23 protein-coding genes are annotated in these 21,042 nt (G+C 44.4%); 11 read left to right on the top strand and 12 right to left on the bottom strand.

What is annotated here, in order from left to right; genetic code table 11:
* Positions 1-66 precede the first annotated feature (66 nt).
* The 5 genes from CCZ37_RS05525 to CCZ37_RS05505 form a co-directional block, all read right to left on the bottom strand.
* The gene (locus CCZ37_RS05525) at positions 67-882 is read right to left on the bottom strand and encodes a hypothetical protein (protein WP_094499966.1); all 816 of its coding nucleotides are present in this window, start codon (positions 880-882) and stop codon (positions 67-69) included.
* Between the two features lie 158 nt (positions 883-1,040).
* A complete protein-coding gene (locus tag CCZ37_RS05520; protein ID WP_010318584.1) occupies positions 1,041-2,015 on the bottom strand; it encodes a chemotaxis protein CheV in 975 nt (324 codons plus the stop codon).
* A gap of 24 nt (positions 2,016-2,039) precedes the next feature.
* Positions 2,040-2,819 carry a substrate-binding periplasmic protein gene (locus CCZ37_RS05515; RefSeq protein ID WP_094499964.1) on the bottom strand — a complete coding sequence of 260 codons (780 nt, stop codon included), beginning with the start codon at positions 2,817-2,819 and terminating at the stop codon, positions 2,040-2,042.
* Between the two features lie 155 nt (positions 2,820-2,974).
* The gene (locus tag CCZ37_RS05510; protein WP_010318586.1) at positions 2,975-3,658 is read right to left on the bottom strand and encodes a response regulator; all 684 of its coding nucleotides are present in this window, start codon (positions 3,656-3,658) and stop codon (positions 2,975-2,977) included.
* Positions 3,655-5,274: a sensor histidine kinase gene (locus tag CCZ37_RS05505; protein WP_010318587.1), complete on the bottom strand. Its 1,620-nt coding sequence runs from the start codon at positions 5,272-5,274 to the stop codon at positions 3,655-3,657. The genes CCZ37_RS05510 and CCZ37_RS05505 overlap by 4 nt, the downstream gene beginning before the upstream one ends.
* 358 nt (positions 5,275-5,632) lie before the next feature.
* On the opposite strand from CCZ37_RS05505, the gene CCZ37_RS05500 reads away from it, so the two are divergent.
* The 5 genes from CCZ37_RS05500 to CCZ37_RS05480 all read left to right on the top strand — a co-directional run bounded on the left by CCZ37_RS05500 (position 5,633) and on the right by CCZ37_RS05480 (position 10,712).
* Positions 5,633-5,869, top strand: coding sequence for a hypothetical protein (locus CCZ37_RS05500; protein ID WP_094499963.1), 237 nt, complete (start codon positions 5,633-5,635; stop codon positions 5,867-5,869).
* Between the two features lie 152 nt (positions 5,870-6,021).
* Positions 6,022-7,458, top strand: a complete 1,437-nt coding sequence (locus CCZ37_RS05495; RefSeq protein ID WP_094499962.1) for a TolC family protein — start codon at positions 6,022-6,024, stop codon at positions 7,456-7,458.
* Entirely contained in the window at positions 7,455-8,429 is a 975-nt protein-coding gene (locus tag CCZ37_RS05490; RefSeq protein ID WP_017042989.1) for an HlyD family secretion protein, read from the top strand. The genes CCZ37_RS05495 and CCZ37_RS05490 overlap by 4 nt, the downstream gene beginning before the upstream one ends.
* A 5-nt stretch (positions 8,430-8,434) precedes the next feature.
* On the top strand, positions 8,435-9,583 hold the full coding sequence (locus CCZ37_RS05485) for an ABC transporter permease (protein WP_029626917.1): 1,149 nt from the start codon (positions 8,435-8,437) through the stop codon (positions 9,581-9,583).
* A complete protein-coding gene (locus CCZ37_RS05480; RefSeq protein WP_094499961.1) occupies positions 9,576-10,712 on the top strand; it encodes an ABC transporter permease in 1,137 nt (378 codons plus the stop codon). Before CCZ37_RS05485 ends, CCZ37_RS05480 begins: the two co-directional genes overlap by 8 nt.
* Positions 10,713-10,716: 4 nt before the next feature.
* On the opposite strand, the gene CCZ37_RS05475 is transcribed toward CCZ37_RS05480, so the two are convergent.
* A complete protein-coding gene (locus CCZ37_RS05475) occupies positions 10,717-11,091 on the bottom strand; it encodes an ATP-binding protein (RefSeq protein WP_167372387.1) in 375 nt (124 codons plus the stop codon).
* Positions 11,092-11,228: 137 nt separating this feature from the next.
* Here CCZ37_RS05475 and metA point away from each other — a divergent pair, with 137 nt between their 5' ends.
* Entirely contained in the window at positions 11,229-12,170 is a 942-nt protein-coding gene (gene metA, locus CCZ37_RS05470) for a homoserine O-acetyltransferase MetA (RefSeq protein WP_013856656.1), read from the top strand.
* Positions 12,171-12,336: 166 nt separating this feature from the next.
* A complete protein-coding gene (gene pilW / locus CCZ37_RS05465) occupies positions 12,337-13,050 on the top strand; it encodes a type IV pilus biogenesis/stability protein PilW (RefSeq protein ID WP_094499960.1) in 714 nt (237 codons plus the stop codon).
* A 22-nt stretch (positions 13,051-13,072) separates the two neighbouring features.
* Here the strand turns inward: pilW and CCZ37_RS05460 are convergent, their stop codons facing one another.
* The 3 genes from CCZ37_RS05460 to CCZ37_RS05450 all read right to left on the bottom strand — a co-directional run bounded on the left by CCZ37_RS05460 (position 13,073) and on the right by CCZ37_RS05450 (position 14,894).
* Complete coding sequence (locus CCZ37_RS05460) at positions 13,073-13,294, bottom strand: hypothetical protein (protein WP_017042994.1); 222 nt, start codon at positions 13,292-13,294, stop codon at positions 13,073-13,075.
* Positions 13,295-13,356: 62 nt separating this feature from the next.
* Positions 13,357-14,391 carry a 23S rRNA (adenine(1618)-N(6))-methyltransferase RlmF gene (gene rlmF / locus CCZ37_RS05455; protein WP_094499959.1) on the bottom strand — a complete coding sequence of 345 codons (1,035 nt, stop codon included), beginning with the start codon at positions 14,389-14,391 and terminating at the stop codon, positions 13,357-13,359.
* Positions 14,391-14,894: a M48 metallopeptidase family protein gene (locus CCZ37_RS05450; protein WP_094499958.1), complete on the bottom strand. Its 504-nt coding sequence runs from the start codon at positions 14,892-14,894 to the stop codon at positions 14,391-14,393. Before CCZ37_RS05450 ends, rlmF begins: the two co-directional genes overlap by 1 nt.
* A gap of 165 nt (positions 14,895-15,059) precedes the next feature.
* On the opposite strand from CCZ37_RS05450, the gene CCZ37_RS05445 reads away from it, so the two are divergent.
* The gene (locus tag CCZ37_RS05445) at positions 15,060-15,287 is read left to right on the top strand and encodes a glutaredoxin family protein (RefSeq protein WP_010318599.1); all 228 of its coding nucleotides are present in this window, start codon (positions 15,060-15,062) and stop codon (positions 15,285-15,287) included.
* Between the two features lie 23 nt (positions 15,288-15,310).
* Here the strand turns inward: CCZ37_RS05445 and CCZ37_RS05440 are convergent, their stop codons facing one another.
* Positions 15,311-16,180 carry a LysR family transcriptional regulator gene (locus CCZ37_RS05440; RefSeq protein ID WP_094499957.1) on the bottom strand — a complete coding sequence of 290 codons (870 nt, stop codon included), beginning with the start codon at positions 16,178-16,180 and terminating at the stop codon, positions 15,311-15,313.
* A 154-nt stretch (positions 16,181-16,334) separates the two neighbouring features.
* Between CCZ37_RS05440 and CCZ37_RS05435 the strand changes: the two genes are divergently transcribed.
* From CCZ37_RS05435 to CCZ37_RS05425, 3 genes are all read left to right on the top strand, one after another.
* Positions 16,335-17,549 carry an MFS transporter gene (locus tag CCZ37_RS05435; RefSeq protein ID WP_094499956.1) on the top strand — a complete coding sequence of 405 codons (1,215 nt, stop codon included), beginning with the start codon at positions 16,335-16,337 and terminating at the stop codon, positions 17,547-17,549.
* A 69-nt stretch (positions 17,550-17,618) separates the two neighbouring features.
* On the top strand, positions 17,619-18,185 hold the full coding sequence (locus CCZ37_RS05430) for a DUF1415 domain-containing protein (protein WP_026027360.1): 567 nt from the start codon (positions 17,619-17,621) through the stop codon (positions 18,183-18,185).
* A 186-nt stretch (positions 18,186-18,371) separates the two neighbouring features.
* Positions 18,372-18,947: a nucleoside triphosphate pyrophosphohydrolase family protein gene (locus CCZ37_RS05425; RefSeq protein ID WP_094499955.1), complete on the top strand. Its 576-nt coding sequence runs from the start codon at positions 18,372-18,374 to the stop codon at positions 18,945-18,947.
* A gap of 228 nt (positions 18,948-19,175) precedes the next feature.
* On the opposite strand, the gene btuD is transcribed toward CCZ37_RS05425, so the two are convergent.
* Together btuD and btuC are read right to left on the bottom strand one after the other, a co-directional pair.
* Positions 19,176-19,931, bottom strand: a complete 756-nt coding sequence (gene btuD, locus CCZ37_RS05420; protein ID WP_017042998.1) for a vitamin B12 ABC transporter ATP-binding protein BtuD — start codon at positions 19,929-19,931, stop codon at positions 19,176-19,178.
* A complete protein-coding gene (gene btuC / locus CCZ37_RS05415; protein WP_167372386.1) occupies positions 19,918-20,913 on the bottom strand; it encodes a vitamin B12 ABC transporter permease BtuC in 996 nt (331 codons plus the stop codon). Before btuC ends, btuD begins: the two co-directional genes overlap by 14 nt.
* Positions 20,914-21,042: the final 129 nt, after the last annotated feature.

The raw sequence follows: 21,042 nt of genomic DNA, 5'->3' as shown, positions 1-21,042 counted from the left end.
ATCTTAGTCCCATAGCTGAGGCCTGGCCTAGAAAGATAACCAAGCCTTGAACCTAAAAATAGCTTATCAAGGGATATCTAAATGAATGATGGTACGACTTTCAGGGTGCAGTGCCTCTAAACTGCTACCCCAATGTTTTTCAATCAATTTGTCCATTAAATCACCAGTTTGAGCTTTGCGTAGGGCACGCTCAATGATCGGCTGATATCGCTTTGTTTCTTGGCTAAGATAAAAAATGAAATCGCTTTGATATTGCAATATCAAGCGCTGTTCAATGGCCAGATAAGGAAGTGACTTGGCTTCATCGGAAACTTCATTCATGCCTCTTGGAAAATAGTGAATCGGCCCTTCTGCAGATAATTTTTGATAGAGATTTCGCCAGTCACCATCTTGTTGGTACACTTTTAGGTCATTATTACGCCAGACCTCAACATCGTACCAATTAACGCCTAATCCAGCGGTTAACCCCGCCTTTTGTAAATCACTGAGCGAATGAATAGTATCAAATGTGGGTTGTAATTGAGGTGGAATCAACAAAATACGTTTACCAATCAGTCCTTTGGTCAATGGGATATTTATGCCCGCATACCGCTCATCTCGTTCTTGAGTTTGTAAAAACCACATCAATGATAATTGATTGTTTTCAACCATTTTACTAATTCGTTTTTGAGGTACATGGTCCGATGTAATAATAATATTAACCTCAACCCCCTGCTCCTCAAGCGATTTTTGCAATAACTCATGATAATAAACATGAGTATTATTTTGTAGTGTTGGCAAATGTAAGGTTAACGACATTTCTGATGCAAATGCTTGGGTGTGTAACGCAATAGAACCCAAGAAAATCAGCATAGTCACTCGCATATTACTTGTTCGCTTCATAGTGCCTACCTCCAAAATATTTTCTTATTTAAACTATAGCCCCTTTGATTGGTTTATGGGCAGTGGCATTCGATTTCAAATAAAGATGTGCTGGTGATAAATAAAAAGAGCCTTAGATGAGGCTCTTTTTTGCTGACTAAAAATAGGCTACTCTAACATCAAGCAAACACATACTTATCCATAGTCGTGACCATCTTACCTATTTCTGGCTTAGTTAAGGTATCATTAGCACCGAGTGCCAGTGCTTTTCCTCGGTTATCATCACTCATAATGGAGGAGAACATCACAATAGGCGTTGTTTTATAGGTTTCACCCTCACGCAAACGCTTCAATAAGTGCATACCGTCCATGCGAGGCATTTCTACATCAGTCACAATCGCGTTGACTAATTCTGCCACAGGTACGTTTTCAGACTTAGCAGCTTGTTCAATTTCCATTAATTTCTCATAGGCTTCACCGCCGTCTTTACACGCGATAATGTTATAGCCGGCAGAACTTAATGTATCTTGAATCAAACTACGAATGAAGGCTGAGTCATCGACCACCATAATGGTTTTCGCATTACGTTTACTGACCATTTTTTGGTTAAGATCAACGGTTCTATCTACCGTGACATCGTATTTTTCCATACTCAATTCAGGGTTGATGTCAGCGATGATTTTCTCAAAATCCAAAATCATGATCAGGTTGCCATCTTTGCGCACAACAGCCACCACGCAATCTTGCTCACCCGCTTCTAAGAACTGGCTTGGCGATTCTACATCGTTCCAAGAAATACGGTGAATACGACTGATGCTATCAATCAAAAAACCATTGGTCATGCGGTTAAAATCAGTCACGATAACAAACTTTCGCTCAAGGCTTGGATTAGTAGGTACACCAAGCCAACCGGCAAGATCAACTAACGGCGTCAGTACATCACGTGATGAAAACACACCGATCATATGCGGCTGAGCATTAGGATAATCAGTGGTATCAGGAACTTGTATCACTTCCCTAACTTTCGCAACGTTAATGCCGTAATAGCAGGTTTTCGTGCGTCCATCTGGCAGTACCTTTTCTAAATGAAACTCGATAATCTCAAGTTCGTTGGTACCACTCTCTGTCAAAATTGTACTACTTGGGTTGCTCATACTGGTCACTAATCTTCAGAATGGTTATTGGTATTTGTTTAATATGGCTTGATATCGATTAACACCGTCTTCATTAACTGTGTTCTTTACTTTATCAATACCCATTTGTAAATCGTCTAGTAGGGCTTGGTCTACATTTTTGTTAAAAGCATAGTAAAGTAATCCCTGCTTTAACACATAAATCGTTTCAAATTGATCGGGTACATACCCTGCTTGCTTTATCCACCAATGAGCTGAGCGCTCATCGTAAGCGATCAAATCAATACGTTTTTTCACTAACTGCTCTGCAAGCATAGTGACATCGGTCGCTTCTTGCATGGAATCTCTTGGGACACCATACTGCAATAGCATCTGTTCACCGACATCGTCTTTTATTACCCCAATTTTATAAGAGGTAATTTCTAAAGGCTCTCCAAGTTTGATATTACTACCTTTACGAGCAATTACCGCCACTTTAATCTCATCAATTGGACCTACCCAATGAAATAACTCTTCTCTATGTGACGTCCTTGTTGTTGAGAAAAGTACCCCGTCTTTTTTCAAGATGGCAGAACGGTAAGAACGCGCCCACGGTTGCAATACGATTTGGCTCAATAACACCTCATGCCCTGAGAATGTAGCGGCTTCTTGAAGTAAATCAACCGAAATTCCAGTGACTTGGTCTTGCTCGATAAAATTAAAAGGCGGGTATGCCTCTGTATAATAAGTCAATGTCTCAAGGCTACTTGGATAAGCGGGTGAGGATACAAATACAGTGACTAACCATATAGGTAGTATTGTACGCACATATTTGATTACGTTCATCCTCTCTCCTAAATGATGTTATCTGCCTTTTGTTCTTAAACTTTAGATGGGGTTTGAAAGTCCGTCTAGTTCATCGCAAGTATTCATCTTCAAGCACAACTCATAGTGAGGAGCAGTATCATTTAAATTCAAAGGGTTGATAGATAAAACATCAATTATTGGCGGGGGATTTTTTTATAGCTACGCTCAGGACGGCCAACGGTTCCGTAGTTTAAATCAGCAGCCAATTCACCGCTACTAATTAAATACTCAAGGTAACGCCTTGCTGTAGTTCGACTTGCGCCAATGTTTTCCCCTGCCTCGTCGGCTGTTAAAATGCATTTTGTATCAAAAAGATGGCGTATTTTATCTAGTGTTACTGCATCGATTCCTTTTGGAAGGCGCAGATGGATAGAGAGTTCATTGCTATTCGGCATCAACATTTTATCAACCACGTGTTGGTCAACATCAGCCACAGATCCCAATTCTAACTGTCGGGTCAGGTATTTTTTCAAGGCAGCCTCTAATCGAGGAAACATGACCGGTTTGAGTAAGTAATCCACTACACCGCCGCGCATTGCCTGTTGCAGCGTCTCAACATCGCGCGCTGCAGTAATCAAAATGACATCACAGCCTTGGTTGTTGCCTCGAACTTTCTGTAAGAGATCGAGCCCCGTACCATCCGGTAGATAAACATCAAGTAACACTAAATCGGGTTTGAGAATATCTAACTGCAATTGCGCATCGGCGTGAGTCGTTGCAATACCAATAACCTCAAATCCCTCAATTTGTGTCAGGTAACGATGATGTAATTGCGCAATCGCGATATCATCTTCAATGATCATGACACGAGTATTCATACTTGTTCTTCCTTAGGCAGATAAACCGTTACTCTTGTTCCAACCTCTTGATTACTTTTCATTTCCAGCTGCCCTTGATAGCGATCAGCTAACTGTTTTACCAGGTGTAAACCCACACCTCGGTTGTGTTTCGCTTTGCTAGAGACCCCTTTTTGCCATAATTGCTGTGGCAAAATGTGTTCAGGTAAACCACACCCTTTATCGTCTACCTCCAGAATAATTTCGGCACCATAATCACTGAGCGACACTTCAATGATGCGTCGTTCTTGTGTTACCCGTTTTTCATTGCGGATCATCGTGAGTGTTGCATCAAATGCATTGTCAATCAGGTTACCCAAGATAGTGACGATATCTTCAGCATTAATACGCGGCGGCAAAGGTTCTAAATGCGCTCCCTCTTCAACGACTAGCTCCAAACCAAGCTCACGAGCACGCTCAGTTTTGCCAAGCAGCATTCCGGCAATGAGTGGATCTCTAACTGTCTCGCGTAGAAATTCAATTAACGCTTGGTAATGAGCCGTTTCTTGACCGATTAAATGCTGAACCGCCTCCAACTCTCCCATCTGTACAAGCCCACTGATGGTGTTGAGTTTGTTGCGATGTTCGTGAGTTTGAGAGCGCAACATTTCCGCATACTCTTTGGTTTGAGAAAGTTGCTCGGTTAATTCGTTGATTTCATCTCGGAGGCGGAAACTGGACACCGCTCCAACCACTTTACCGTCAACAATAATCGGGCTTCGATTGGCAATTAGACGTTGTTGATTGAGGTACAGCTCGATGTCGTGATCAGGCGTACCGCTCTCTATGACGCTCATAAGATCACTATCAGGTAAAAAAAGGGAAAGTGGTCGATTGAGCGCCATGTCTCGGTTAATCGCCAAAATATCGCAAGCACTCTTATTAATAGAACGAAGAATACCTGCATCATCAATGCTTAAAATACCTTCTTTCAAAGTACTCATGGTGACATCAAGTTCAACATATAAACGACCAATCTCTTCTGGCTCAAAGCCGAGTATCGCTTTTTGAAAACGACGTGATACATAACTAGAAACCAGTGCATTCGCTGCCACGACTAAGAGCGCCATACCAATTAAATAAATCAGGAAAGGTTCAATTTTATCTTGCAGCCGCTCGATCAAGTACCCGACAGAGACTACCCCAACGATGTCACCATTTGCACTAATCACAGCCGCTTTACCACGTACCGATTGACCAAGCGAACCTTGCGCGAAAGAGACGTAAGATTCACCATAAAGTAAGGCTCGGTCGTTGTCCCCACCTTTCATAGGCAGACCAATTCGTTCATCGACAGGATGTACTAGACGGATACCGCGCCGATCCCCGATCACAATAAAGGCAGCGCCGATTAATGTTGTTAGCTCTCGGTAGCGTTGTTGGTGATCGACTCCACTACCGGACTCAAGCATATCAACCACTGATGGAGTTTGTGCAAGAAATGAAGCCACCCCCAAGGCTTTTAGCCCCATTTCTTCTTCTTGAGAGTGTTTTATGTACATAAAACCAGCGGCAACCAGCAACAGTAATTCAATCACCCCTGAAAGGGTCATTATGATCAGCATACGCTTACGAAAACTAATACGACTCCACACCATAAATCCCTCTTTAACTCTGCATACAAGCTAACACTTATTTAACATTTGAGCGAAGAGAGAAACGAATAACTGTGAACAATACTACGCATTCCACGCACCATTTTGGTTCATTTTATTGCAATCTATTTCGAAGGCTTGCCAAGCAGAATATGCATTAGGTTTTATAAAAAATTATCATGACTATTTCTTGAACTGGATCACATCTATTTTAGGAAATTTTTATCTCATTATACGAAAGCATTTGTATACTTATTGTGCAGTAAAGACGATGAGGAAACCTCACGAAGAGATAGCCCTATAATAACCATACCAATTGCTATCGAATACATTCATAACATCTGTCAGAAGGATACTTACAATGAAACGCGATGCCTTTGGAATTTGCCTTTCACGAGATATGCTGTTTAATCATTTACAGTCAACCTTTACTCATGTTCGGGCTTATGAAGAGATAACGACGGAGTCAAATGATGACCTGAGAGTGCTGCTCGCTTTCCCTCAGATGTCAGGCAAAGACGTGCTCACCACGATGCAAGGGAGTAAAAAGCTCGTTTGGCGAGCGGATTATTTCTGCCCTTCGCATCATAAGTATTAAATAATAAGTCTTGAATATTAAGGACATGCGCTTCATGCTAGCGCATGATACTTGTGTGTGCCGTTTTCTGGCATTTTAACCCACGTTGCTGTTGACTTACGCAGTGAAAAAATAGAGCATTAGCTCTAAATTTAAAATAATTCGAGCTTAGCATGAAAGCGAAAACACTCAGCCTATTCGTCTGTACTCTGCTTGGTGCAGCCCCTTCTTTCGCCGCGCCGATTTCCTTTCAACAAGCATGGGATCTTTTGCAACAGAGCAATAATTCACTTGCTGCTGGGCGGGCGAATGTCGAACGTTATCAGCATATTGAAAATTCCACAGACAGTCTTAATTTGCCTGCTGTTTCTATTGGTGCAAACTACACGCGTTTAGACCAAGATGTTACTTTGTCAGGAAAGCAGATATTCGATAGCACTGGGCAATCTGTCCCATCATCTTTGGGGCCAAATTTAGGGCCGATACTCGCCAGCGCTGGCTCCATCACTTCAACCATCACCGAACGTGATATTTTCAGCTCTTCGATTCGCGCTATTTGGCCTATTTTTACAGGCGGACGGATCAGCGCCGCACAAGCGGCAGCGGAAGGTAAAAAAGAAGAAGCGCAAAACCAGCTCGCAATGGAAACACAAGCGCGCTATGAAGACTTGAGCAAATATTACTTTAGTGTTCTTTTGGCAAAAGAGGTTTTAGTGACTCGCCAAGCCGTTGAGCAAGGGTTAACCAAGCACCGTGATAATGCACTAAAGTTAGAGCAACAAGGGCAAATTGCCCATGTGGAACGGCTACAAGCTGAAGCCTCAGTAGATAAAGCAACGGTTGAACGCAAAAAAGCACAAAAAACCTTAGATATTGCCCAAAGCGCACTGACTCAAATTCTAGGTCAAACAGAAAAAGTCGAGCCAAGTGGTTCACTGTTTGTCAACGACCGTTTACCGCCGCTCTCTATTTTTGTGGAGCAAACGCTCAATACCTATCCGGGCTTGGCACTACTTGAAGCAAAAGAAAAGCAAGCAAGCAGCTTGATCAAAGCTGAACAAGGCAAATACTATCCAGAAGTCTACCTTTACGGTGATTACAGCCTACATGAAGACGATTCGCTGGCCAGCCAAATGAAGCCGGATTGGTTAGTGGGTGTTGGGGTCAACATTCCGTTAATTGAAACATCGGGTCGCAGCGATCAAGTCAAAGCAGCGCACAGCGCGGTCTCACAAGTACGTTACTTAAAGGCGCAAGCTAAGCAAGATTTGAGCGTGTTGGTGGAAAAAACCTATTTGGAAGCCGAACAAGCATTGGAAGAAGTGATGGGGCTAAACTCGAGCCTAGCACTGGCGAATGAAAACCTGAGCCTACGCCAAAAAGCATTCAGTCAGGGTTTAGCAACGTCTTTAGATGTAGTGGATGCAGAGCTCTACCTTGCTAGTATCAAAACTCAGCAGTCATTAGCCAGCTTCAACTACTTACTTTCTTTAAATAAGTTACTGGCATTGACCAGTGAAATGAATACTTTCCCTATCTACACACAATCAGCGATTTTGTTGCACTCATCAATGACTCACGAATCACCTGCTCAAAAGGATGCCTTATGAAAGCTGTAAAACCAACACTGATTGCTCTTGCTGCTGTGGTGGCGATCTCTTGGGTAGGCTATCGCTTTTACCAAGCATCGCAACCTAAACCTGTCCGCTTACAAGGTCAAATTGAATCTCAGCAATACAGTATCTCTTCGAAAGTTCCCGGCCGTATTGATCAGGTACTGGTGCGCAAAGGCGATAGCGTTGAACGCGGCCAGCTCATTTTCACTCTGCACAGCCCTGAAATTGAAGCTAAATTAGATCAAGCGATTGCGGGTCAAAAAGCGGCGGGCGCACTGGCTAAAGAAGCAGAAACAGGCGCACGCGATCAGCAGATCCAAGCGGCAAAAGATCAATGGCTTAAAGCTAAAGCCGCAGCGGATTTAATGGAAAAAACCTATTTGCGTGTCAATAATCTTTACCGTGATGGTGTCGTCGCTGAACAAAAACGTGATGAAGCCAATACCCAATGGCAGGCCGCTAAATATACTGAAAGCGCCGCTTTTCAGATGTATCAAATGACCAAAGAAGGCGCACGCTCTGAAACTAAACTCGCTGCCGCGGAAAAAGAACGTATGGCTGCAGGTGCCGTAGCGGAAGTTGAAGCTTATGCCGCGGATACTAAAATTGAGAGTTGGTTTGACGGTGAAGTGTCCCAAGTACTGCTACAAAGTGGCGAACTGGCTCCACAGGGCTTCCCTGTCGTCACTGTCGTGGATACCCAAGACTCATGGGCGGTGCTCAACGTACGCGAAGATCAACTCAAGCATTTTACGAAAGGCACCACATTTACGGCTTACTTACCTGCTTTAGAAGCCAAAGTAGAATTTATCGTTTCCCACATTGCAGTGATGGGTGATTTCGCCACATGGCGATCAACAGACGCCTCACAAGGGTTTGATTTGCGCACCTTTGAAATCGAAGCTCGCCCTACCACACCTGTCGAAGGTTTGCGTATGGGAATGAGTTTAGTGGTTGAGCTGTAAGCCTTATGTCAATTCAGGTTCGCCCTCAATGGCCTCTGCTGCGCCATGATCCTTGGCTATTGTCTAGCCTAAGCTGGATACCCATAGTATTGGCATTCAGTATTTGGTGGATTTTCTCACAAGGGATAGTGCGCGATCTGCCGATTGGCGTGGTCGATTTGTCTCACAGCCAATTGTCACGTCAATTGATAAGAGATTTCGATGCAACCTCGACCATGGCCGTCACGCACCAGTTCCAAGATGTCAATCAAGCCAAAACTGCGTTGATTGAAAGTGACATTTACGCGTACGTTGTCATTCCGTATCAATTTGATAAATCAATATTTCGTGGTGAGCAGCCACAAGTATCGACCTTCTTTAATAGCCAATACATTTTGGTTGGACGATTGATCAACGCTGCCATTGTTCAAGCACAAAGTACGTTCAATGCCCACGTGGATGTCGTAAAAAACCTAGCGACTAGCCAACAAACCACATTGAGTGCGATGGGGCGAGCCGTACCAATCAGGACACAGATTACGCCCCTGTTTAATCTCAATACAAACTATGCGCAATTTTTAGTCTCGGCGGTTGTACCCGCTCTTTGGCAAATCGTTGTCGTGGTCAGTACCATTATGATTTTGGCTGCAAACCATCGTCACTTTGGTTTGCAAACGTGGCTTGGAGAAAAGCCATTACGAATTTTAACGCTAACATTGATGCGTTATCTGCCGATTTTTATGTTGCAAGGGATTGGTTTTTTAATCTGGTTTTATCAAATATTAATGTGGCCAATGCACGGCAGTTTTGCTCTATTGATTATCGCACAACTTGCAATGACGCTCGCCTGTATGATCATGGGCGCACTCTTTTTCTTTCTAACACTCGATCCGGCAAGAGCGATGAGTTTTGCTGGCGCTTTTACCGCACCAAGTTTTGCGTTTATGGGTATTACGTTCCCAGTGACGGATATGAATACTCTAGCGCAGTGGTGGCGAAGCCTGCTACCAGTGAGTCACTACATTGAAGTGCAAGTAAGCCAAGTGAGTTATAACGCTGAGCTGTTGTCATCACTGAAGTATTTAGTGCCAATGCTGGGCTATGCATTGCCGCTGCTGCTCACTTTGATTCTTATCCGTAAACACAAGCAAGCCGAGCGAATCAACCATGACTGAAACTACGCGATTCATTGCTCTACTTAAAGCAGAGCTAAAAGCGCTATTCACTAACCCTGTAGTGCTGTTGACTGTCTTTGGTGGCGTGGTTTTTTACTCCTTTTTATACCCTTTGCCTTATACGCAGCAAACTCCACGCGATCAGACACTCTCGATAGTCAATCTCGATAAAAGCCAAGCCAGTTACCAACTAGAACGCATGGTTGACGCAACGCCACAAGTCAAAGTGATTCAACGAGACAGTACCATTGAAGATGCCAAGCAGGCGTTTCTTAACCGCAAAGTTAGCGGTATTTTAGTGATTCCTGAACATTTTTATAAAGACCTACTGCTTGGGAAAAGTCCAACACTGGCCTACGCTGGCGATGCCTCTTACTTTCTAGTGTACGGCACCATCGTTGAGGGCTTATCGCAAGCTGGTGGAACCTTAGCCGCGAAAAGTAAAGTGTCACGTTTAGTGATGGAAGGAGAACCGCTTTCTCTGGCCGCTCAGCACTATTCCGCCACAAGCATCAACTTAAAACCGACCTTTAACCCACGCATGGGTTATGTTGATTACGTTGTCCCAGCGGTGTTTGTTTTGATCTTACAACAAACCATGATCATGGCGGCAGGATTAATGGGCGGAACACAAAAGCACGGAAATGGCTATTGGAGTCATACCACACCGCTACGATTAATATTGGTACGCAGCATTGTCCTGGTTGCTGTTTATTATCTACTCAGCATGTACTACTTTGGTGCCAGTTTTACCTCACATGGTGTCAACACCCTCGCCAGTGCGGGGCATTTATTGCTACTTCTACTGCCTTTCTTACTGGCCTCTTGCCTATGCGGCATTTGGCTTGGTTCAGTTACACCGCGGCGAGAATTGGTGACGTTAGTGGTATTAATCAGCTCAATGCCACTGATTTTTTCAGCTGGTTTTATTTGGCCTTTAGAAGCAATTCCACGCCCTATCATTTGGATCTCCAACCTCTTTCCCAGTACGCCTGCCATTCAGGGATTTCTTAGTTTGAACCAAATGGGCGCATCATGGGATCAAATCAGCACTCAGTGGGGGATCTTGTGGGTGCAAGTGTTTGGTTGGGGAGCCCTTGCCTTTTACCAACTCCAGCGGAAGCGTTAATCAATCATTCCTGCCACTGCTGACGCATACGCTCAACAGTGGCATCATCGATACCATGAACATTCTGGTACTGCGCACGACAAACATTAATCACTAAGGTTGCATGGTAACGTTTAGCCAACTGCCGGTAAGCTCGCATCTCCCACTGTCGAACAAAAGTATTCGCCACAACAACGTCCTCACCTTGCGCTAAACAGCGCTCCACTTGCTGTTGACACCACCGATGAGCTTGCTCGATTTTATCTGGCTGATAACAATAGCTGCCTTGCTCATTGATAAAATACATATCCGCTTCAAAATGCTTTGCATGTAGCGTCCTTGCTAAGGTGCTTTTGCCTGAGCCGGGTAATCCCCTGATCAAAGTTAAGGTTAGCGCCATGTGTATCCAACAGGTAAGTAAACGGATATCCAATAGTAACCAATTTCACAGCAAGATCCATTTTGCTATCGACATCTGGTTTTGATTGAGTTAAGTTCGGCAGTATAGACGTCCAAAAATAGCTTAGGGAGAAAGCTGTGCCGATTAAGATCCCAGACCAACTGCCTGCCGGTGATGTACTGCGTCATGAGAACATTTTCGTGATGTCAGAAACACGTGCCGCCACACAGGGCATCCGTCCACTGAAAGTTTTGATTTTGAATTTAATGCCGAAGAAAATCGAAACCGAGACTCAGTTTTTACGCCTGTTATCCAATACTCCGCTGCAAGTGGATATTGAATTACTGAGAATTGATGAGCGCCCAAGTAAAAATACCCCCACTGAGCATTTGGAGAACTTTTACCGTCAATTTGAGATGGTAAAAAATCGCAACTTCGACGGGCTCATCATCACTGGAGCGCCTTTGGGGTTGGTTCAATTTGAAGATGTGATTTATTGGGAACACTTAAAAAGCGTGATGGAATGGGCTAAAAATCACGTCACTTCCACACTCTACGTTTGCTGGGCAGCGCAAGCGGGGCTAAAACTGCTCTACAATCTGCCCAAACGAACTCGCAAAGAAAAATTATCGGGCGTTTATCATCATGAAATCCACCATCCCTTTCATCCGATATTACGCGGCTTTGACGACACCTTTTTAGCGCCCCATTCTCGTTATGCTGATTTTTCACCAGAATACTTAGCCGAACATACGAATTTAGATATTCTCGCCACCTCCGATGTGGCGGGTGTGTACTTAGCCTCAACCAAAGACAAACGTAACGTGTTTGTCACAGGTCACCCTGAATACGACGCACATACACTGCATGGTGAATATATTCGAGATTTAGGTGAAGGGATGGAACCCGCAATCCCAGTCAACTACTACCCCAATGACAACCCAGATAATAAGCCAGTCGCCAGCTGGCGAAGCCACGGTCACTTGCTGTTTGCAAACTGGTTAAACTACTGTGTTTACCAACAAACACCTTACGACCTTGAACACTTTAGCGAAGATAAATTTACCAAAGACGATTAGTGTTTCATGCCTGATCATCTCAGTAATGAGGTGTTCAGGTTTTCATCAAACATAGTGCATACTGACTCAAACATAGTGCATACTGACTCGCATTCTTCTCTCCTCTTTCTCCCTCAATCTTCTGATTTCCTTATCATGCGTCTAAGCGATTTAGGAGCTGCAGATAATGAAAAAAGTACTGATGATATTGATAATGTTCACGTTATCGGCCTGTGTCACCGTGAACGAAAAGGGTGAGCCTGAAGTAAAAGCGGATCCGGTTGAAATGGCTGAATCTCGCATTGCGCTCGGCCTAGGCTATTTAGAAAATGGCAACATGAGCAAAGCACGTGAGAACTTAGAAAAAGCCACACAACATGCGCCGACTTACTATCGCTCGCAACTTGCGATGGCTCACTACTACCAAACTGTCGGTGAAACAGAGGCCGCACGTAAAACCTATCAAACCGCGCTTCGCGCCCATCCCAAAAACGGCAATATTCTCAATAACTACGGTACATTTTTGTGTAAGCAGGGCGAATATCAAAAAGCCGATCAATATTTTAACCGCGCCATTGCCCAACCCTATTATTACCTTGTCCCAGCAAGCTATGAGAACGCAGCCTTTTGCGCGTTAAAATCTGGCGATAAAGAACAAGCGCGCTACTATTTTGCAAAAACATTAGACCATGACCCTAATCGAGCTCGTTCATTGCTGCAATTAGCTAAATTGGAAATTGGCGCTCAACAATACACGCAAGCTCGCATCCGCTTGATGCAATTTAATCAGCGCTACGGTAACCAAAAAACATCGCTTCAATTATTGGTAGAGTTAGAGAAAAAGGCAGGAAATAAAGCGTTAGAGAAAAAATATCAAGCGGCGCTCGATACCTTTTCCTAACATCGTATTACTAGGGCAAGGGTTATTTGATATTGGTGGGTCTACCGTCTTTGCCACCATTACGGTCACGATAGTGGATACGGCGAAGACGTCTGACTTTCTGAGCGCGCTGAATTTTTTGATATTCGCGATAGATAATACGAATAAAAAACCCAAGCCCAATCATCGCAAGCAAAGCAAACAGATAAGCGAAGGGCTGGCAGATCCAGTCAGGTTGGCAAGGTAAATAAAGGTCAAAGTCCATACCTTACTCCTTCTATTGCTATCTCAACTCACTGACCAATATAGTCAATCAACGAAGTCAGCCTAGCACTTTGCCGCTAACCATTGTTTGCGTTGGCTGTCATTTTGGAAACTCCATGCGATGAATCGACTCACTTTTTGCCCTTGTTGCATTTCAACAACCCTCACCACTGCAGCACCGACTTTATCTAACTGTTTTTGCATCCAACGTACATTCTCTTTTTTAGAGATCAATGTGGTGAACCACAGCACTTGCTGAGCGTAGTGTTGACTTTCAAAGGCCATGTTTTTAATAAAGGCAGCTTCACCACCGGGGCACCATAACTCAGCTTTTTGTCCACCAAAGTTGAGCGTAACCGCCTTACTTCTGTTAGCGTCTTGCCCCGCAATTTCTTGACCTTTTTTGACTCGATTACGCTGTAAATTTTTCAACTTACGTTCGCTGCCTTGCTGCGCCTGTAGTTGTGATGCATGAAAAGGCGGGTTGCACGTGGTGAGATCGTAACGCTCATTTTCTTGAATAATCTGCTTAAAAATGTGTTTTGCATCACTCTGCAAACGGCATTCAATACGCCCATTGAGTGAAGCATTGCCATTAACCACCAGATTGGCGGATTTAATAGAGATAGGATCAATATCGCTACCAACATAGCGCCAGCCGTACTCTGCCACGCCCACTATCGGATAAATACAGTTAGCTCCGACCCCAATATCAAGTGCTTGAACCTTTTCATGCTTGATGGATGGGCACTCATCTAGCAGCAGATCGGCCACGCGATGGATATAATCAGCTCGACCGGGGATCGGCGGGCACAAATACCCAGCGGGAATATCCCAATGGGCCACATGATAATGATGTGCCAATAACGCTTTGTTGAGCATTTTCACCGCCATCGCATCGGAGAAATTGATGCTCGGTTCACCACTCGGGTTGCGAATAACAAAGGGCTTCAAAGCAGGCAGTGTATTAATCAGCGCGGGGAAATCGTATTGTCCTTGATGCTGATTACGAAGATGTAACCCCTGCTTTGCTTTTAACGCAGGTTTTTTATGGCTCGCTTCAGGTTGGCTTTTCTGCGACTTCGCTTTGGCTGACATTACTGCTCCTCTTTTAAATCGAGATACATCATAAACAATCGTGCATCAAACTCGAGCTGATGATAATTCGGTTCCATATGGCAACACAGTTGATAGAAGGCCTTGTTGTGCTCTTTCTCTTTGATGTGAGCCAGCTCATGTACCACTAGCATGCGCAACAGCGGCTCCGGTGCTTCTTTAAACATGCTCGCTATGCGGATCTCATTTTTAGATTTGATTTTCCCACCATGCACTTTGGCAACATAACTGTGCAACCCTAGTGCGTTATTGATAATGTGGATTTTATTGTCGTACACCACTTTACTGATCGGCGCCGTTTTCTTCATGTATTGATTTTTGAGATCAATCGCGTAGTTAAACAACGCTTTTTCACTTTGAATCGAATGGCGCTGTGGGTAGCGTTGCTCAAACCAACTAACGAATTTACCGGCCGTGATCAACTGTCCAACTTGTGAAACGAGATGAGGCGGATAGTTTTGTATGTAACGAAAAGATGGATGCATAGCCCAGCAACTGACTCATAAAAAAGGCGCTAAGTGTAACTGAATCAAGCCTGCGTTTCATCTTTCCAATCACAAGGAGCAAGGCTTCGCATCCGAGAGAGTTGAAACTCAGCGCCTCGGTGGGTAAACTTGCCGCCCTTTATGTTCGGTTAATGAGTGAATTGGATGAAACGTATTGTGCTCTACGTCAAAGATAAATGCCCGCACTGTAAAGATGCTCAGCGCTATCTTGACGCCAAACAGATCCCCTACCGCTTATGTAACGCAAAAATGCAACGCGGCCGGAAGGAACTGGATGCGATCGGCGCGCGCAGTGTACCGGCTTTAAAAATTGGTGATCGAATTATGATTGGCTGGAACCCAAACAACTTTGAAAAAATCTATCAAAGTTAATCGAACGATACACATCGCCCCTTTCACACATACTGTTTCACAAATTCAATAAAAGTACGGTCGGCATTAGACAAATAGCCCTCTTTGCGCCATGCGAGGGCTAAATCTAACCAGACTGGCGGTTCAAAAGGGATCGCTCGTACATCCGGTTCATGCTCCGTTACAAGCTCTAATAACGCAGTCACTGCGTACTCATGTTTGACAATACTTAAAATCATTGGCAACAGATTGGTTTCAAAAGAGAAATGTGCGCTGAGCTTATACTCTTTACACACTTTATCAATGAAGTCGCGGTGGAAATAACCGGGCTTAAACATTACCAATTCATGCTCAAAAAAGGTCTTAAAATCTATCGATTCTCGTTGTGCTAACTCATGTTCTTTCCCCACTACCGCCACCATTTGCGATGATAAGAGGGGATCAACCTCTAAATCCGGAGGAAGATCATGATTGAGGATCACACCAATATCTAGCTCACCACTGAGCAACATTTTCCGAATCGACTGAGTTCCCGCTTCTATCACCGTCATTTTTAGCAAGGGAAAGTGACTTTTAAAAGCCATTACAATTTCTGGAAAGAAATAGGATCCCATCATGCTCGGCGCGCCGAGCCTCACTTCGCCTTTGACTAGCCCTTTAAGCTCATCCATCGCCAATTGTGCATCTTCAAGTTGCTGCAAAATACGCGTGGCGTGTTCATATAACACTTGCCCTTCATGGGTCAGCGTCACTTTTCGCTCATCTCTTTTTAACAAAACAACCCCTAATTGCTGTTCAAATTTCTTAATCGAAATACTGAGCGCTGGCTGCGCAATGTGCAGTTGCTGGGCTGCCAAAGTAAAGCTGCCGCACTGAACCACAGCCGAAAAATGTTTTAGATGGCGAGTATCCATAGCGTTATGGTTCCACAGAATCAAACAAAGCGAGATTCGTCCAATGGGGTTTGGATATATTTTATATATCACAACGATATTTTTAATATATTTTATTAATCACCAAGCCACTGCTACTGTGATCACAGATACATAACGTAAGTGAAGCGTAATCATGATCGAAATTGGCAGTAAAGAATACCGAAAAGTCACTTGGGGACTTGCGCTCGGCTCGTTCTTAGTCTTTTGTAATCTCTATCTTTTTCAGCCAATGTTGCCCTACCTTGCTACGCATTTTGCGGTTTCGGAAACTCAAATTAACTGGTTATTTGCCGCATCAACTCTCGCACTCTCCGTCAGTTTAGTCCCTTGGGCAATCAGCTCTGAATCCTTTGGCCGCCGCAAAGTGATGTTATTGGGGCTATTCATGATGCCCTTGATCGGCAGCTTGATGCTGATCAGCCAACAACTGTGGGTGCTGGTTTTAACTCGTGCACTAATGGGCGTCGCATTGGCCGCCTTTGCTTCGGTTGCCGTGGCTTACATGGCTGAGGAGCTTTCACCTCAAGCTTTTAGCCAAGCGATTGGCGGTTATATTGCTGCCAATTCATTAGGTGGCATCAGCGGCCGAATTTTAGGCGGTATATTGACCGATGCTTTTGGCTGGCAACAAGCGGTGATTGTGATTGCCTTGCTTACTTTCGTATGCGCTATCATTGTGCTGTGGTTGCTGCCCATTCAACGCAATTTCACGCCGCAACGAGGCTTATTCTTTCACCACAATCGTGCGCTAGTAAAACATCTTTCTAACCGCACACTGTGGCTAGCGATGCTGATTGGTGGTACTAACTTCGCGCTGTTTGTTAACCTTTACTCAGTGATGGGCTTTCGGCTTGTCGCCGAACCCTACTCGCTACCGATTGGCTTAGCATCATTGATCTTCCTATGTTATTTGGCGGGAACACTCAGCTCGAAACTGACCGCCAACTGGACAAAACGCTACAATGCCATTTCGGGCATGATGTTGGGAGCCTTACTCAGTTTGTCGGGGATGTGGCTAGCCTTGGTTGAATCAATCCCGTTTATGCTGATCGGTTTAATGCTGATCAGTTTCGGCGCGTTTTTTACTCATACGCTTGCCTATTCATGGGTGAGCCAAAAGGCCAGCAGCGCAAAAGCAACCGCGACCGCTCTGTATTTGGTTCATTACTATGTGGGTGGCAGCCTCGGCGGGTTTTTCCTACTCTATTGCTGGCAAAATGGCGGTTGGGCGGTGGTGGTTTCGGGTGGAATGGTGTTGTATGTGGCGATGTTTTTTCTCTGTTGGAAATTGCGCCATGATGACCGCGCCCTTGCGCACCGCAAACCGCTGCATGAATTGATCAAGTAGTGTTATCCACTCACTTTATCAAAAGAGTCATGCTATGCTTGCGCCAAATTGACTGTTTTAATAAGTATTATGAGCGTAACGATAAATAAAACCGCCATCACAACTGAAGTCGAACAGTGGCTTAACGATGTGGTGATTGGCTTAAATCTCTGCCCTTTCGCCGCAAAACCACAACGTAACCAACAGATCAAAATTTTCGTCAGTGAAGCCGATACTGAAGAACAATTGCTGCAAGATATTTTGCAGCAATTGCTAGAGTTAGAAGGCAGCTCGGCACAGTCTCTTGAGACCACCTTAGTGGTGGTGCCAAACATGCTCGAAGATTTTTTTGAGTACAACTTTTTTATCGATTGGGTCGAAGCATTAATTACGCAACAAGATTGGCAAGGCATCTTCCAAGTCGCTACTTTTCACCCTCACTACTGTTTTGGCGGCACACGCCCCGAAGATGACGAAAACCTAACTAACCGTTCGCCGTACCCGATTTTCCATCTTATTCGTGAAGAGAGCATGGAAAAAGTACTCAAGCACTACCCTAACCCAGAAGCGATTCCCGATACCAATATCGCTCGTGTTAGTGCTCTAAGTGACCAAGAACGCCGCCAACTGTTTCCTTATTTGTTTCTCAATAAGTAACCTTGTTCTTTGAACAAACTGATGGCATGGGTCGCAGCTTTGCCATCAGTTTGTTACTATCCGTTTTCTTACTATCCGTTTTCTTACTATCAGTTTATTACTATCAGTTTATTATTATCAGTTTATTACTATCAATTTGTTACTACGCGTCACAATCCCTGTTAACCAAACCAATGGACCGAGATAATGCATTTATCCAAGCTTACTCAAGAGATTTACGATCATCTTTACCGCGATATTACCGAGTTTCGTAGCACCTTTGATCTCCCCGTTGCTGATGCCAGCAGCTTAAACGATCAAGCTGACACGTTGCATACTTCGCTCGCGATTGAAGAGTTGACTGAACTTGCTGAAGCTGACAATAAAACAGAACAAGCGGATGCGATCATCGATACTGTGTACGTTTTGATGGGTCGCTTAGTCCACCTAGGGCATAGCCAAGTGAGTGACAACTTAGCGATCAGCTATTTGATTGATCTTCTGCTCAATGTTGCCGTGAATCGTGGCATCGAATTTATTCCATGCTGGGATGAAGTACACAGCTCGAACATGAGTAAAGTATGTCGCAATGAAAAAGAGTATGCTGATACCCAAGCCTACTATGCTGAACAAGGTATTGAGCTGATGGCCGTACAAAAAGGCGACTACATTATTGCTAAATGCGCACAAGATTTTGTCTCTGAAGGCAAAACGATTCGCCAAGGTAAAGTGCTCAAATCAGTCTATTACCGTCCTGCTGACCTTGCTTCATTGACGCAATAACCTTGCAAAGACTCAGATAAAAAAAACCACCTTGTGGGTGCAAGGTGGTTAAGAGACTTATAAAAAGCCTAACAAGAACGAGAATGTATCGATTCTATTAATGCGATTGGCGTGCCAACTTTCACATAAAACCTAACCATTTGTTTTTAATAGACTTACTATTTTTATCATTCTATCTTCAGCACATTGATGCGCTAAAAGTGTGCTTACTGCACGACAGTTGTGCTTTTAATCAAAGATAAGGTAAGGCTTTCCTTCAACAACAACCTGCTTCACCTGAGTCTGAAACGCTGCACTTAACGCTTGGCTCTCTAATACTTGTTCAACCGAGCCGTAACTTTGCAATACGCCATCTTGCAGTAACAGAGCGCGATCGGCATGGCGCAATGTTCGATTGAGATCGTGATTGGCCATCACTACCGCTATCCCTTGCTGTGCAACCTCTTCAATCAAACGATAAAGCAACCCTTCTTGAGCAATATCAAGAGGCGCCGCAGGTTCATCTAATATCAATAACTGCGCGTAAGGGTTTAAGGTTGGCCAAATTTGCAAGCAAATACCGGCCAAGCGGACACGTTGCCATTCGCCGCCTGACAGTTGGTGAATGGATCGATGCAATTTGTCTTGAATATTCAATCGTTGAGTGAGATGAAGCACGGCTTGATTAACAGCCTGAGAATGTAAATCGGCGCAACTGGGGATCGCTAAGGCAAGATATTGATAAACATCGACATTAAAAACAGGCTTGTCGTTTTGCGACAGATAAGCTCGGTGCAGTGACAGCGCCTCTAACGATGCGCTTGAGAGCTGAAGCTCACCAATATGAACCTCACCTTGGCTCTCTGTCACGCCAGCTAACGCCGAGAGTAAAGTGCTTTTTCCGCTGCCATTAGGCCCAATAACATGCAACACCTCTCCCGCTTGGCAGCTAAAAGAGAGTGGCAATAAGCGTGATGAAACCTGCAGGCTATTAACGTGAATCATGGTTTTTCAACAACATCCAAATAAAAATCGGCGCACCAATGGTGGTAGTGACGACACCAAGTGGAAGCTCAGCAGCATTAAGCGCCGTTCTGGCAACGATATCCGCGCAGACCAGTAAGAGTGCGCCGAACAGAGCCGACATAGGTAAAAGGTAGCGGTTTTCAGAACCAAACGCCAAGCGCAATAAATGCGGAACAACCAACCCAACAAAACTGATCACACCGCCCAATGCCACCGCAGCTCCTACCAGCAGCGACACGGCAAAAATCAATTTCCAACGTAGTCGATGTACATCCACACCTAACTGCTTTGCATGAGTTTCGCCCAGCATCAGTTTGTCTAACGTTTTTCCTTGCAGAGCAAGCCAGATAATAACCGGAAGCGCTGCTAATGAAAGCGTATGTTGATACCAGCTTGCACCACCAATACTGCCCATCAACCAGTAAACCAGTTGCCTTAAACTGAGATCATTACTGAAATAAAACGCCCATGTCACCACAGCACCAGATAAAATACCCAGCGCCACACCGACCAACAGTAAGCGGGTTGTGCTTAAACGCATCGCTTTAGCCATGCTGACCAGTAAAAGAGTAAACACCATCGCACCGACTACGGCACAAAGCATGAAAATTTCAGGTGAGGCCAAGGCAGGGAAGAAAAACAGCACCACTACCATCGCCACACTGGCTCCACCAGAAATACCAAGCACGCCCGGTTCTGCCAAAACATTCCCTAATAACACTTGCAGCGCCGCGCCTGATACGGCTAGTGAAGCACCAATGATGACGGCAGAGAGCAGACGAGGAGCACGAAGTTCAGTCACTAACTGCCATTCCAGTGGTGACCAAGTGTGAAATGGGCTGATAAAGAGTTCACCCACCATCAAATAAAACGCACTCATCGTAATCAACAATGCCAGCATAGCGTAGAGGGCGTAATGCCAGCGACGCTGTTTTTTTAAGAGTAACTGATTGAACGTCATGCGCTTATATGTAAGTAAGAGAAACAATAATGGCCTAACCTTACCGTTAAGCCATTTAAATAGAAAGTGATATACAAAAGCAATCGCCTGTATTGCACACCTTGTTAACAGGCCAAAAGGTTAACAGGT

It is taken from the genome of Vibrio qinghaiensis, assembly GCF_002257545.1.
GTDB classification, from domain to species: domain Bacteria; phylum Pseudomonadota; class Gammaproteobacteria; order Enterobacterales; family Vibrionaceae; genus Vibrio; species Vibrio ordalii.
Note: the sequence above shows the minus strand (reverse complement) of the source record. Positions and strands in the feature narration are given on the sequence as shown.

Excerpts from the sequence above, each read along its gene's own strand:
- CCZ37_RS05525 (WP_094499966.1), bottom strand. The coding sequence starts at position 882 with ATGAAGCGAACAAGTAATATGCGAGTGACTATGCTGATTTTCTTGGGT.
- CCZ37_RS05520 (WP_010318584.1), bottom strand. The coding sequence starts at position 2,015 with ATGAGCAACCCAAGTAGTACAATTTTGACAGAGAGTGGTACCAACGAA.
- CCZ37_RS05515 (WP_094499964.1), bottom strand. The coding sequence starts at position 2,819 with ATGAACGTAATCAAATATGTGCGTACAATACTACCTATATGGTTAGTC.
- CCZ37_RS05510 (WP_010318586.1), bottom strand. The coding sequence starts at position 3,658 with ATGAATACTCGTGTCATGATCATTGAAGATGATATCGCGATTGCGCAA.
- CCZ37_RS05505 (WP_010318587.1), bottom strand. The coding sequence starts at position 5,274 with ATGGTGTGGAGTCGTATTAGTTTTCGTAAGCGTATGCTGATCATAATG.
- CCZ37_RS05500 (WP_094499963.1), top strand. The coding sequence starts at position 5,633 with ATGAAACGCGATGCCTTTGGAATTTGCCTTTCACGAGATATGCTGTTT.
- CCZ37_RS05495 (WP_094499962.1), top strand. The coding sequence starts at position 6,022 with ATGAAAGCGAAAACACTCAGCCTATTCGTCTGTACTCTGCTTGGTGCA.
- CCZ37_RS05490 (WP_017042989.1), top strand. The coding sequence starts at position 7,455 with ATGAAAGCTGTAAAACCAACACTGATTGCTCTTGCTGCTGTGGTGGCG.
- CCZ37_RS05485 (WP_029626917.1), top strand. The coding sequence starts at position 8,435 with ATGTCAATTCAGGTTCGCCCTCAATGGCCTCTGCTGCGCCATGATCCT.
- CCZ37_RS05480 (WP_094499961.1), top strand. The coding sequence starts at position 9,576 with ATGACTGAAACTACGCGATTCATTGCTCTACTTAAAGCAGAGCTAAAA.
- CCZ37_RS05475 (WP_167372387.1), bottom strand. The coding sequence starts at position 11,091 with ATGGCGCTAACCTTAACTTTGATCAGGGGATTACCCGGCTCAGGCAAA.
- pilW (WP_094499960.1), top strand. The coding sequence starts at position 12,337 with ATGAAAAAAGTACTGATGATATTGATAATGTTCACGTTATCGGCCTGT.
- CCZ37_RS05460 (WP_017042994.1), bottom strand. The coding sequence starts at position 13,294 with ATGGACTTTGACCTTTATTTACCTTGCCAACCTGACTGGATCTGCCAG.
- rlmF (WP_094499959.1), bottom strand. The coding sequence starts at position 14,391 with ATGTCAGCCAAAGCGAAGTCGCAGAAAAGCCAACCTGAAGCGAGCCAT.
- CCZ37_RS05450 (WP_094499958.1), bottom strand. The coding sequence starts at position 14,894 with ATGCATCCATCTTTTCGTTACATACAAAACTATCCGCCTCATCTCGTT.
- CCZ37_RS05445 (WP_010318599.1), top strand. The coding sequence starts at position 15,060 with ATGAAACGTATTGTGCTCTACGTCAAAGATAAATGCCCGCACTGTAAA.
- CCZ37_RS05440 (WP_094499957.1), bottom strand. The coding sequence starts at position 16,180 with ATGGATACTCGCCATCTAAAACATTTTTCGGCTGTGGTTCAGTGCGGC.
- CCZ37_RS05435 (WP_094499956.1), top strand. The coding sequence starts at position 16,335 with ATGATCGAAATTGGCAGTAAAGAATACCGAAAAGTCACTTGGGGACTT.
- CCZ37_RS05430 (WP_026027360.1), top strand. The coding sequence starts at position 17,619 with ATGAGCGTAACGATAAATAAAACCGCCATCACAACTGAAGTCGAACAG.
- CCZ37_RS05425 (WP_094499955.1), top strand. The coding sequence starts at position 18,372 with ATGCATTTATCCAAGCTTACTCAAGAGATTTACGATCATCTTTACCGC.
- btuD (WP_017042998.1), bottom strand. The coding sequence starts at position 19,931 with ATGATTCACGTTAATAGCCTGCAGGTTTCATCACGCTTATTGCCACTC.
- btuC (WP_167372386.1), bottom strand. The coding sequence starts at position 20,913 with ATGACGTTCAATCAGTTACTCTTAAAAAAACAGCGTCGCTGGCATTAC.